This window comes from Vibrio furnissii CIP 102972, assembly GCF_000176175.1.
GTDB classification, from domain to species: domain Bacteria; phylum Pseudomonadota; class Gammaproteobacteria; order Enterobacterales; family Vibrionaceae; genus Vibrio; species Vibrio furnissii.
On record NZ_ACZP01000017.1, the window covers coordinates 40,778 to 53,509 of the forward strand.

11 protein-coding genes are annotated in these 12,732 nt (G+C 56.4%); 3 read left to right on the plus strand and 8 right to left on the minus strand.

The genetic code is table 11. The annotated features are described in order from the left end of the window. Positions 1-147: 147 nt before the first annotated feature. A complete protein-coding gene (prlC, locus tag VFA_RS18500) occupies positions 148-2,190 on the plus strand; it encodes an oligopeptidase A (protein ID WP_038152546.1) in 2,043 nt (680 codons plus the stop codon). Between the two features lie 165 nt (positions 2,191-2,355). Further along, on the plus strand, positions 2,356-2,595 hold the full coding sequence (locus VFA_RS18505; RefSeq protein ID WP_004728376.1) for a hypothetical protein: 240 nt from the start codon (positions 2,356-2,358) through the stop codon (positions 2,593-2,595). Here VFA_RS18505 and VFA_RS18510 read toward each other — a convergent pair. From VFA_RS18510 to VFA_RS18525, 4 genes are all read right to left on the minus strand, one after another. After that, positions 2,579-3,037 (minus strand): DoxX family protein, encoded by a 459-nt coding sequence (locus VFA_RS18510; protein WP_004728377.1) that lies wholly within the window; start codon positions 3,035-3,037, stop codon positions 2,579-2,581. The two genes, VFA_RS18505 and VFA_RS18510, sit on opposite strands and share 17 nt — an antisense overlap. Positions 3,038-3,051: 14 nt before the next feature. Next, a complete protein-coding gene (locus tag VFA_RS18515) occupies positions 3,052-3,819 on the minus strand; it encodes an HvfC/BufC N-terminal domain-containing protein (RefSeq protein WP_004728378.1) in 768 nt (255 codons plus the stop codon). Beyond that, a complete protein-coding gene (bufB, locus tag VFA_RS18520; protein ID WP_370447154.1) occupies positions 3,816-4,685 on the minus strand; it encodes an MNIO family bufferin maturase in 870 nt (289 codons plus the stop codon). The genes VFA_RS18515 and bufB overlap by 4 nt, the downstream gene beginning before the upstream one ends. Positions 4,686-4,757: 72 nt before the next feature. After that, entirely contained in the window at positions 4,758-5,018 is a 261-nt protein-coding gene (locus VFA_RS18525) for a BufA1 family periplasmic bufferin-type metallophore (protein ID WP_004728380.1), read from the minus strand. Between the two features lie 317 nt (positions 5,019-5,335). Here VFA_RS18525 and uvrD point away from each other — a divergent pair, with 317 nt between their 5' ends. Beyond that, the gene (gene uvrD / locus VFA_RS18530; RefSeq protein WP_004728381.1) at positions 5,336-7,510 is read left to right on the plus strand and encodes a DNA helicase II; all 2,175 of its coding nucleotides are present in this window, start codon (positions 5,336-5,338) and stop codon (positions 7,508-7,510) included. A gap of 703 nt (positions 7,511-8,213) precedes the next feature. On the opposite strand, the gene ggt is transcribed toward uvrD, so the two are convergent. The 4 genes from ggt to rarD form a co-directional block, all read right to left on the minus strand. Next, positions 8,214-9,968, minus strand: coding sequence for a gamma-glutamyltransferase (ggt, locus tag VFA_RS18535; RefSeq protein WP_004728382.1), 1,755 nt, complete (start codon positions 9,966-9,968; stop codon positions 8,214-8,216). A gap of 101 nt (positions 9,969-10,069) precedes the next feature. Then, positions 10,070-10,726, minus strand: coding sequence for a LysE family translocator (locus VFA_RS18540; RefSeq protein WP_004728383.1), 657 nt, complete (start codon positions 10,724-10,726; stop codon positions 10,070-10,072). 72 nt (positions 10,727-10,798) lie between these two features. Next, positions 10,799-11,599 carry a helix-turn-helix domain-containing protein gene (locus tag VFA_RS18545; protein ID WP_004728384.1) on the minus strand — a complete coding sequence of 267 codons (801 nt, stop codon included), beginning with the start codon at positions 11,597-11,599 and terminating at the stop codon, positions 10,799-10,801. A gap of 201 nt (positions 11,600-11,800) precedes the next feature. After that, positions 11,801-12,718 carry an EamA family transporter RarD gene (rarD, locus tag VFA_RS18550; RefSeq protein ID WP_004728385.1) on the minus strand — a complete coding sequence of 306 codons (918 nt, stop codon included), beginning with the start codon at positions 12,716-12,718 and terminating at the stop codon, positions 11,801-11,803. Positions 12,719-12,732 lie beyond the last annotated feature (14 nt).

Genomic DNA, 12,732 nt, shown 5'->3' on the forward strand with positions numbered 1-12,732 from the left:
AGTCTTCTTTGCTGGCGCACAGGTGTATTGATAACGTACGCTTAGCAAATCATCGAATGAATGAAGGCGCTTCGTCGCGCCCGTCTCCATGACTTCAGGTACCGTGATGGTTCGTCACGGACTCTCTTTTATGAAAAGGAACGTTATATGTCTAATCCACTTCTGACCTTTACGGATTTGCCACCGTTTTCTGCGATTAAGCCAGAGCACGTCAAACCAGCGGTTGAGAAGGCGATTGAAGATTGCCGCGCGCGCATTGATGCGGTGCTGGCAGGCAACGCCGAGCCAAGCTGGGAGAGCGTGATTGCGCCGATTGAAGAAGTGGATGATCGCTTAAGCCGTATCTGGTCGCCGGTCAGCCACATGAACTCCGTGATGAACAGCGATGAGCTGCGCGATGCCTACGAAAGCTGCCTGCCGATTTTGTCGGAATACAGCACCTGGGTTGGCCAGCACAAAGGGCTGTTTGACGCCTACAAAGCGATCAAGGCCAGTAAAGCATTCGCCACCTTGAGCCGCGCGCAGCAGAAAACCATCACCGACGGTCTGCGTGATTTTGAGTTGTCGGGCATCGGTTTGCCAGCGGCTGAGCAAAAACGCTATGGCGAAATCAGCAAACGCATGTCGGAGCTGGGCTCGAAATTCTCCAACAACGTGCTTGATGCCACCATGGGCTGGACCAAGCAAGTCACGGACGTGAACGAACTGTCAGGCATGCCGGAATCGGCGTTGGCGGCGGCGCAAGCGGCGGCAGAAGCCAAAGGGCTGGAAGGCTACTTGCTGACACTCGATATTCCGTCGTACCTGCCGGTGATGACCTACTGCGACAACCAAGCGCTGCGTCAGGAACTGTATGAAGCGTATGTGACCCGCGCCTCCGAGCGCGGGCCGAATGCCGGAAAATGGGACAACAGCGAAATCATTGCTGAGCAGTTGAAACTGCGTCACGAAATCTCGCGCATGCTTGGGTTTAACACTTACAGTGAAAAATCACTGGCGACCAAAATGGCCGAGTCGCCAGAGCAGGTGCTGAGCTTTTTGAATGATCTGGCCACCAAAGCCAAGCCGCAGGGCGAGCGCGAAGTGGAAGCGCTGCGCCAGTTCGCCGAGCAAGAGTTTGGCGTCACAACGCTTAACCTGTGGGACATCGCGTACTACAGCGAAAAACAAAAGCAGCATCTGTTTGAAATTTCCGACGAAGAGCTGCGCCCTTACTTCCCAGAACACAAAGTGGTGAGCGGCCTGTTTGAAGTGCTCCATCGCGTGTTTGGGATGGACGTGAAAGAGCGTCAGGGCGTGGATACTTGGCACGAATCGGTGCGTTTTTTCGATATTTTCGACAGCGAAGGCGCGCTGCGTGGCAGCTTCTACCTCGATTTGTACGCCCGTGAACACAAACGTGGCGGCGCGTGGATGGATGAGTGCCGCGTGCGCCGCATTAACGTAGACGGTGCGCTGCAAACGCCGGTCGCCTACTTGACCTGTAACTTCAACCGTCCGGTGGGCAACAAACCCGCGCTGTTTACCCATGATGAAGTGGTCACGCTGTTCCATGAAACTGGCCACGGTATTCACCACATGTTGACGCAAGTTGAGGTGGGTTCGGTGTCTGGTATCAACGGTGTGCCGTGGGATGCGGTCGAGCTACCAAGTCAGTTCCTAGAAAACTGGTGCTGGGAAGAAGAGGCGCTGGCATTTATCTCCGGTCACTACGAAACCGGTGAACCATTGCCGAAAGCGATGCTGGAAAAAATGCTGGCTGCGAAGAACTTCCAGTCTGCGATGTTTATTCTGCGCCAGTTGGAATTCGGTTTGTTCGATTTCACTCTGCACACCACGTACGATCCGGAAGCTGGCCCGAAAGTGCTGGAAACGCTCGCCGACGTGAAGAAGAAAGTGGCGGTGCTGCCAAGTTTGGAATGGAACCGTTTCTCGCACAGTTTCAGCCATATTTTTGCTGGTGGCTACAGCGCGGGTTACTACAGCTACTTGTGGGCTGAAGTGTTGTCGGCTGATGCGTTTTCTCGATTCGAAGAAGAGGGGATTTTCAACCGCGAAACGGGTTTGAGCTTCCTCAATCACATTCTTGAAATGGGCGGCAGCGAAGAGCCGATGGAGCTGTTCAAACGCTTCCGTGGTCGTGAACCGCAAATTGATGCGCTGCTGCGCCACGCAGGCATTGCGGCCTAAGCGACTGCATTCGCGCGCTTCATTCAATTCGGTTGGTTAACCCATTCGTGCGCTTAACCAATTTGTGTGCTTAACCAAAGTATGACAATAACCCCGCTCCATGGAGCGGGGTTATTTGTTATGGTAAAGCCCATGACGGATGACGTCGTTCACAGGAGATCGATCATGAAGGGAATTCAAAGCGTGCGATGGGGTCAAGTGCTCTCGATGAGTGCGTTGCTGGCGTTACTGACATTGACGGCGGGCTGCGCTGAGATGAGACAAGCAGGCACCGACGTCGGTCACGCCACCCGCGACGCAGCGACCGCCATTGGTCATGCCACGCGCGACACCACCAAAGCGATTGGGCATGCGACGCGTGATGCGGTTAACTCGGTAAAAGACGATCTCAATGCTGCAGAATAACGCGCTGCCACTTGCGGCTCAGCCAGTGATCCAGCGACAGACGACCCGGCCCCCACACGACCACCATCAATAACATGAATCCCCACAGCTGGTGGTCGGTAAATCCTTGTTCCCATAACAGCGGATACGACACCACTGCCATCGCATTGACCGCAAACAGCGCCAGTGCGCTGAACCGTCCGAAAAGCCCCGGCATCAACAACAGCGGCAGCGCCAGTTCGGCGCCGGTTGCCAGATACGCGGCGAGCTGCCACGGTAGCAGCGGCACCTGATATTCCAGTTCAAACAAGTACAGCGTGCTGTCCCAGTTGGCGATTTTACTCACCCCAGATTGCCAGAACACCCAGCCGGCCCAGATGCGGCACAGCAGTAAAAGCAGACTGGCGAAGTCGCGTTGCAGCCAGTGGCACAGGGCATGATAACGGTGCATGAAGTCAGCCATGTCGGGCTCCTTAGTTAATCGTGAGTATTGGGGGCGGCTACACGAAAGCCAGCGACAATCTCCATCGCCATGATGGCGGGCAACGCTGCCAGTGCATCCGGATGAATCTGCCCCAGTGGCGCGCGCTGATGCATCGCCAGCAGCAGTTGATACGTCGGCTCATCCAGCGCTTGCGTCCACGGCTCGCCCTCGGCCGTGCAGGTGATGATCCCCGACTGAAGCGCATTGATAGTGAGCTGGCTAAAGTCGTCATCCCGCATCGCACGCTGCAAATCAAACAGCGCAAACGGTGCGCAAAATGGTGTGGCCCACGGCACCAACTCAAACACCAGCTGTGGCTGCTGTTCCGGCGTGACCTGACTCAGCGTGCTGAGTGGCTGACAGTCATTGCGCGGTGCCTGTGCGTATTGTTGCTGCACGTGATCCAGCGCCCATTCAAACCGCGCTAGTGCTGCGGCATACGGCGCGGCCTGCATCACGGGCTGCGCGCGTTCAATCACCGCCGCAAACCCTGCGCCATAGTGGCTGACATCACCGCGGGTCAGCGGATGCGACAACACGTATTCGCGCGCCAGCGCGGCAAAACACTCGTCGCCCAGCACCGCCAGCAGCATCGGATAGGTGGCTTCGAGCACTTCGCTTAGGCTGATCACGCGGTTGTTGCGATAAATCTGCAGCCGCTCATCGGCGCTCAAGCCGTCCGCGATAATCGCGCACGCGTCGCCGCCCGCCTGATAGTTGAGGCCGCGGGCAAACTGCGCCTGCAATTGCGCCAGCGTCATGAGGCGCTCCTGATGCCGCGTTCGGCATCAATCGCATGCAGGCGTGCGGCCGCTTGGTGCGCTTCGCCCAGCAGGACTTCAGGCGCTGGAATCTCCAGATCCCACTCAATCAGGGTGCGGCGCGTGCCGTGCTGACGGCACCAGCGTTCAAACAGTTGCCACACCGCGTCGCTGACCGGGCGGCTGTGCGTATCAATCCAGATGTCGCCTTGCGGCAGCGTTTTGACTGCGTAACCCGCGAGATGAATTTCGGCCACGGCACTGGCGGGAATGGCATCCAGATACGTCTGGCTGTCAAAGCCATGGTTAAACGCCGACACATGCACGTTGTTGAGATCGAGCAGCAAACGGCAATCGGTGCGCTGCTGCACCGCGCGCAAAAATTCCCACTCCGGAATGGTGGAGTGGGAAAAACGCAGGTAGCTGGACGGGTTCTCAATCAGCAGCGGACGACCCAGTGCGTGTTGTACCTGATCGACATTGCGGCAGAACACCGCCAGCGCCTCTTCGGTGTAGGGCAGTGGTAGCAGGTCGTTAAAATAGTGGCCGCCGTTTTCGCTCCAGCTGAGGTGATCGGAAATCAGGATGGGGTCGATGTCATCGACTAACGTTTTGAGCTGCGCCAGATGTTGCGTATTGACCGCCGCCACCGAACCGAGTGATAAGCCGATGCCGTGGCAACTGATGTCGTAGCGCTCACGCAGGCGGCGCAAATCGCGCCTGGCCGGGGCGTGCGGTTGAAAATAGTTTTCGCTGTGAATTTCCAGCCAGTTCAACGGGGTCGGTTGGCTGAGAAAATGGCTCATGTGAGGGCTGCGTAACCCCACGCCGACCAGAGGGTGAGAGTGCGTTGAGTGCATGGCCATGTCCTTATCGCGGGGTCTGGGAGAGAAATCGAGTGCGCCGCCAGCGCCGCGCACTCAAGTCGTCGTGTGCGGTTACTTCGCCATGGTGCTGCCGCCAGCCAGTTTGTCGCACAGCCCTTTGGGGACCACGACAAATGCATCTTTCTGATGATCCATTTTTGACGTGCCGGCGCAGGAGCTGGATTTGGTCGCGCAGTCATTTTTGCCTGCTTTCGCCACGCCGTAGCATTTTTCTTTCTCTGCCGCGGCAGCTGGCGCTGCGGTTAATAGAGTGCCCCCCATGGCTAGGAGGCCAGTGATTGCTGCGGTGACGGCTAGGTTTGATTGTTTCATCTTTATTTCCTCGAGACGGTTCCTTGGTCGTTAGCGTCGCAGGCCGTTGTTGTGGCTTGCTTACCCAAAAAAGAGAGGCAGGCGCGCGGAAAACTTTCACCACGCAAATAGGAAAAATCGAGATATTGATAAAATAAATAACTAAAGCGATGATTTATCGAGTGATTTAATGTGTGATTTTTTTTGAGATTTTTTGCACGCCGCAACCGTTTGGGGCAAAGCGCAGGGAAATTCAAGGCAAATTTCGCTCGCTTGGGTCTCGCTGCGTTTAGGGGTATAATCGTTCAAATTATGTATAAATAACCAGTAGCTAAGCCATGATCGATCCCTCTCTTTTACTTGACGGTTTAAACGACAAACAACGCGAAGCGGTGGCCGCACCGCTAGAAAACCTGTTGGTGCTGGCAGGGGCCGGTAGTGGCAAAACCCGGGTGCTGGTGCACCGCATCGCTTGGTTGATGTCGGTTGAACAGGCCTCGCCGTTCTCCATCATGTCCGTGACCTTTACCAACAAAGCGGCGGCGGAAATGCGCGGCCGTATTGACGAGCTGATGATGGGCAGTTCATCTGGAATGTGGAACGGCACGTTCCATGGCATCTGCCATCGCATTCTGCGCGCCCATTATCTCGACGCCAAACTGCCGGAAGATTTTCAGATCATCGACAGTGATGACCAGCAGCGTCTGTTGAAACGCCTGATCAAAGCGCAGAATCTGGATGATAAACAGTGGCCAGCGCGTCAGGTGTCGTGGTGGATTAACGGCAAAAAAGACGAAGGATTGCGCCCGGCGCACATCGACGCTTATCGCGATCCGGTGACTCAGACGTACCTGCAACTTTACACCGCGTATCAGGATGCCTGTGACCGCGCGGGTCTGGTCGATTTCGCCGAAATTCTGCTGCGCGCGCTCGAGCTGCTGCGCGACAACAAACACATTCGCGAACATTATCAGGCGCGCTTTAAGCACATTCTGGTCGACGAATTTCAAGACACCAACAACATTCAATACGCGTGGCTGCGCATGATGGCGGGGCCACAATCGCACGTGATGATCGTGGGTGATGACGACCAGTCAATTTACGGCTGGCGCGGCGCGAAAGTGGAAAACATCGAGAAATTCACACTCGAATTTCCAAGCGTGAACACCATTCGTCTCGAGCAGAACTACCGCTCGACCAAAACCATTCTTGAAGCGTCCAACACCCTGATCGCCAACAACACCGAGCGTATGGGCAAAGAGCTGTGGACCGATGGCAACGTCGGCGATCCGATTTCGGTCTACTCGGCGTACAACGAGCTGGATGAAGCGCGTTTTGTGGTCGGCAAAATCAAAGAGTGGCAGGACAAAGGCGGCATTCTCAATGACTGCGCCATTTTGTACCGCAACAACGCCCAGTCGCGGGTGCTGGAAGAAGCCCTGCTGCAAACCGGATTGGCGTACCGCATTTATGGCGGCATGCGCTTCTTCGAACGTCAGGAAATCAAAGATGCGCTGAGCTATCTGCGCCTGATGAACAACCGCAATGACGACACCGCTTTTGAGCGCGTGGTCAACACGCCCACCCGTGGTCTGGGTGATAAAACGCTGGATACCGTGCGCTTTGCGGCGCGCGATCGCGGCTGCACGTTGTGGCAAGCCAGCGTGCAGTTACTGGAAGAGAAAGTACTCACGGGCCGCGCGGCCTCGGCACTGAGCCGATTTGTTGAACTGATCAACGCGCTGGAAGATGACAGTGCCGAGATGTCGCTGCATAGCCAAACCGACCATGTGATCAAAACCTCGGGCCTGTTTGAGATGTACCAGCAGGAAAAAGGCGAGAAATCCAAGGCACGTATTGAGAACTTGGAAGAGCTGGTGACCGCAACGCGTCAGTTTGAAAAACCGGAAGAAGCGGACGAAATGACCATGCTGACCGCGTTCTTGACTCATGCGGCACTGGAAGCGGGTGAAGGACAAGCGGATGAATTCGACGATGCCGTGCAACTGATGACGCTACACAGTGCAAAAGGTCTGGAGTTTCCGCTGGTATTTATGGTCGGCGTGGAAGAGGGCATGTTCCCGAGCCAGATGTCGGCTGAAGAAGCGGGGCGCCTCGAAGAGGAGCGCCGTCTGTGCTACGTGGGCATGACCCGTGCGATGCAGAAGCTCTACATCACCTACGCGGAAATGCGCCGCCTGTACGGTCAGGACAAATACCACAAGCCATCGCGCTTTATTCGCGAGTTACCGGAAAGCTGCCTTGATGAAGTGCGCATGAAAGCGCAAGTCAGCCGCCCGGCCAGCAGTGGCCGCTTCAGCCAGAGCGCGGTGAAAGAGAACTTCAACGAAACCGGCTTTACCCTTGGGTCGCGTGTGCTGCATCCGAAATTTGGCGAAGGCACCATCATTAACTTTGAAGGCAGCGGTCCGCAAAGTCGCGTGCAGGTCGCCTTTAACGGCGAGGGCATCAAGTGGCTGGTCACGGCTTACGCCAAGCTGGAAAAAGTCTAACCCGACGGATGAGCCACGAAAAACCCGGTCAGCGTACCGGGTTTTTTATGTCCGCCGCCGACGGATTTTGAGCGTCAGAAAAAGAAAAACCCCGAGGGGCCAAAGCCCTTCGGGGTTATAGTCTTACTCGCAGCAATCCGGCTACTAATAGGTGCTCCCTGCATCTATTCCTTGATAAGTATGCTGTATCCGTCAGCGTAATCCGTTCATCGCCATCCTAGCGGTGTCCTTGATCATCCTGATCTGCTAACTATCCTGGTTAGCTCTCATCACTTGGTCCTTGAGCGGTGTCCTTGGCATCATCCTGATGCTGAGTCCTTGCCTCGTCCAGAGGAGTCCATTGCCATTCCCTTGTCGTCACCATCCTAGTCACGATTGAGTCCGTTCAATGTCCTGTTTGCTATCCGTGCCGATCATTCATCCTGAATAACCGTATCTTCTTCCTGAAGATCACCAATCCGTAGTGATTTCCTGTTCCGTGTCAGCATCCTTCCGACACGATTCATCTTACGGATTTCGTACTTTGGAGCAATGGTAGGAAATCGTTTGCTTAGCGATTTATTTTGCGCTCACACGATGGTTTTATTTAAAAACAATCACTTAGGTTTTACGGTGTGCCATTTTGCCAGATAAAAAGCGAGATTGCCCCATTGCTTTGTGCGAGATCTCTTACACGGCGAGGGGCCAATCGATGACACAAGGATCACTCGCCGATCGCGACCCCTTCACGGCGAGGATCCGCTGCGCCTTCCAGACCTTGCGCCGTGATGCGAATCGCGTGCAAGCCGGAGTTGAGATCGCGCACGGCGACTTTCACGCCCATCTGCTCCAGTGCTGGTTTGAGCTGTTCCGCTTGGGTGCCCTGTTCGACATCGGTTTCACCAAAACGGTTGAGCACATGCGGCTGGTCAATCGCGCGCTGAATGTCCATGCCCCATTGCAGATGGGCAATCAACGCCTGCGCCACATAGCCGATGATGCGGCTGCCACCCGGTGAACCGATGGCTAAGTAAGGTTGCTCGTTGTGTAGCACAATGGTGGGTGCCATCGAAGAGCGCGGCCGCTTGCCCGGCTCCAGACGGTTGGCGATTGGGCGGCCGTTCTCGTGGGTTGCAAAGGAGAAATCGGTCAGTTCGTTGTTGAGCAAAAAGCCGCGCACAAACAGACGGGAGCCGAATGCGTTTTCGATCGTGGTGGTCATCGACACCACATTCCCATCGCGGTCGACGATGTTGAAATGGCTGGTGGACGACAGTTCGATGGACTGATCGGGGCTTTGCAGCATCGCATGTTGCCAAGGGGGCGTGCCGGCTTCGGCGCGGGTCAGCGCTTTACCCGGCTGAATCAGCTTGGCGCGCTGCGCCAGATAGCCGGGGTCGAGCAGTCCTTCCGTTGGCATCGGCACATAATCCTGATCGGCCATATACAAGCCGCGGTCGGCAAACGCCAGGCGTGAGGCATCACCAATCACCTGCCACGATTTGGCGCTGCTGGCGCCCCAGCCTTTGAGGTCATATTGCTCGGTCAGTGCCAGAATCTGGCCGACGGTCAGTGCGCCGGAGCTTGGCGGCCCCATGCCACACACCTGATAGCTTTGATACGGCGCGCACACGGCTGCACGTTGTTTGATTTGATAGGCATCGAAATCATGCTGCGCCAGCACACCCGGATTGCCCATCGCGGTCTGAACGGTGTGGACGATGTCTTCGGCGATCTCGCCCTGATAAAACGCTTTGTCACCGCGCTGGGCGATGGCGCTCAACGTGGCGGCGTACTCGGGGTTTTTCAGCATGCTGCCTGCGGTCAGCGGCGAGCCATCGGGCTGAAAGAAATAGGCTTTGGTGGCGGGAAAACGGCTCAACCGCTGCTGATCGTCGGCAATCAGCGTGGCAAGGCGCGGGCTGACTTCAAATCCCTCTTGTGCCTGTTTGACCACTGGCTCAATCAAGCGCGCCCAAGCCATTTTTCCGTACAGACGATGCGTCTCCCACAGCAGTTTGACGGTGCCCGGCGTGCCGACGGAGCGGCCACCGACCACGGCATCGTAAAATTTCAGCGGCTGGCCGGCGCTGTCGAGAAACAGTTGCGGCGTGGCATCGAGCGGCGCGGTTTCGCGGCCATCAAAAGTCGTGAGCGCCTTTTGTTTGGCGTCCCAGTACACCAGAAAGGCGCCACCGCCAATGCCGGACGACTGCGGTTCGACCAAGCCCAGCATCAACTGCACCGTTACCATAGCGTCGATGGCATTGCCACCATCGCGCAGAATTTGCGCGCCCGCTTCGGCGGCGAGCGGGTTGGCCGCGGTCACCATCCAGTTCTGGGCGTTCACCAGCTGTTTGCTTGCCAGTCCGCTGCTTTGCTCAGGGGCAATCGCGTCGGTGGCTTGATTGGGGGCGGCTTGCGCGGCGAAAGAAAATATCAGCCCTGACGTGGCGAGTGTGGCGAGAGTCCACTGCATACGCTTCTCCTTGTTGTCATGATCAACAATCAGCGTGGCAGGGGAGGTGGTGTTTTTCTAGCCAAAGATGATAAATATGCAACCTTGACTCAGAATTGAGGTCAACCGAGCAAGCCCGTCAGCGATTGCCACAGAATCATCACACCGATCAGGGTGAAGATCGCGCCGCACAGCAGATCGATATAACGGCTGGCGGCCTGCAATTGACGCTGCAAACGCTGGGTTGACAACATCCACGCCAGAGCAGCAAACCACAGCAGCGATAGGCTCCATAAGATCAGCAAGGCCAGGCTTTTGCCACCCAGTGACATGCCTGCCGGCACCAAGGTCGACATCAGGCTGACGAAAAACACCAGCGCTTTCGGATTCAGAAGATTGGTCATCAAGCCGCGCGAGAAGGCTTGGCGTTTGTTGCTCAGCAGCAGCGCCGGTTTGCTCGATAACTCGCCCGGGGCTTGCGACCAGTTGGCCAGCGTCGCCCGCAGGGCACCACTGCCGAGATAGAGCAGATAGCTGCCGCCGCACAACTGCAATAGGGCAAACAGCAGCGGCTGCTGATGCACCAGATAGCTGACGCCGGTCAGGCTCAGCAGCGAGTGCAGTAAAATGCCGAACGACAAACCGAGGGCAATGTAGACACCGGTCTGGCGGCCATAACGCGTGGCATTTTGGACCACCAGCGCGACATCGGGGCCGGGGCTCATCAGGGCGATAAAGTGCACCGTCGCAAGGGTCATAAGAATACTGGCTTCATTCATAAACGGATCTCCAACAACTGATGCCGTCATTGTGCCAAGCGCGCGTTCGCGCCGCTTGTAAAATTCTGACACTTAGTGCGCGTTGACCGCGGAAGGAGAGACGCCGTAGGTGTGTTTGAACGCTTTGGTGAAATGCGCCTGATCGTAAAAGCCGACCTGATGAGCCACATCGGTGCCGGGCAGTCCTGCCTTCACCAGCTTCATGCCTTGTTCGAGACGCAGGCGGGTCAGCCAGGCATACGGCGTCATGCCGGTACGCGCTTTAAAATGGCGCTGCAATTGTGTTGGCGTGAGATCGCACAAGCTGGCCAGCTGCGCTAAGCGCACGGCTTGGTCGAGGTTGGCGAGCAGATACTCTTTTAAGGTGGCCAGCGACTGGGTGCCAAGTGCGACGGCGGCTTTTTCTTGGATGGCACCATAGCGCGACACTAAACCGGAAAACCCTTCATACGGCAGGCAATCTTTGGCGAGCTGACACAAATCCGGCTGCGCCAGTTTCTGATGCAACTGAGTGAGGGATGCAAATATCTGCGGGTCGCTGACGATCAGGCGGTCAAAACTCATCACATCGCTGGGTTGACTCAGTTCGAGCGTGTGGTGAAACCATTCAGGTTCAATTGCGAACACGCGTACCTGATAGCCGGAATCGAGCAGTGAACGGCCGTCGTGCAGTTCATCCGGCGGCATGATCACCAGCTCGCCGTGGCCGACGTTGTGATGTGTGCCCTGATGGAGAAAACGCTGCTGCCCCTGAGTGATGAGCCCAAGGTGAAAATCGAGGTGATAATGGCGCTCGAACGCGAACTCCTGATAGTCCGCTTCAATCAGGCTGATTGCCTGATGAGGGGTGGTGCTGTAGCGAACGTTGTCCATGATGATGCGTGCCCGGCGCTAAAGGCGTGCGCAGCGGCACGCGGTGAAAACAGGGGTGAAAAAATCGTCAAACACTTCTAGCGTAGCGAGGCGGGCGCCGTTTGTCTTGTAAAAAACGATCACCCGCCGTCGCGGTCTGTTTTCAGCGCTGAATGGCTTCAGCGCGAAATTATTTCTGTGCGGTGGCGCTTCGCCGCGGCGCTACTTGGCGACCACGTTGGCCAATGGTCGTTTGCGCCCTTGGGTCAGACCATCGACACTGAAAATCACCAGCGCGCTCCAGATGAAGGCAAAGGTAATCGCTTTGTCAGCACTGAAGTTTTCGCCGTACACCAATACCGCCAGCAGGAACATCAGGCTGGGGCCGATGTACTGGAAAAAGCCGAGCGTCGAGAGTTTGAGTTTGGTCGCCGCGCCAGTAAAGCACAGCAACGGCAGCGTGGTGACGATACCGGCTGAAATCAGCAGCAGGTTGAGATGCCAGTCGTTCGCCAGCATCGAGCTGGTGGCCGAATCGGCAATCCACAGCAGATAAATCGCCGCCGCTGGCACCAGCACCAATGTTTCAATAAACAGGCCGGTTTGCGCATTCACGCCGACTTTTTTGCGTAGCAGGCCATACAAACCAAAAGTGATGGCCAGCGAGAACGCCACGATTGGCACTGAGCCGAACACCACCAACTGAATGGCGACGCCAATGGCTGCCAGCGCCACGGCAAACCACTGCAATTTGCGCAGCCGTTCGCCGAGAAACAGCATGCCGAGCACCACGTTAAGCAGCGGGTTGATGTAATAGCCTAAGCTGGCGTCGAGCATATGATTGGCGTTGATCGCCCAGATGAAAATCAGCCAGTTGCCGCCGACCAGCAGCGCGGTGGCCAGCAGGTACATCATTTTCTTTTTGTCGCGGAATACATTCACCATACCGCGCCAATGGCGGCCGAAATGCAGCAGCGCGGCCAGCAGGAAGAACGACCAAATCACGCGGTGGCTGAGAATTTCTAGGGCAGAAACGGAACTGATCGCTTTAAAATAGATGGGCGCGATGCCCCACATGGTGTAGGCGCTGATCGCTAAAATGACGCCTTTCTTGGCGTTTTGTTGTTCTTCGGATGTCATGCTTTACTTCTCAC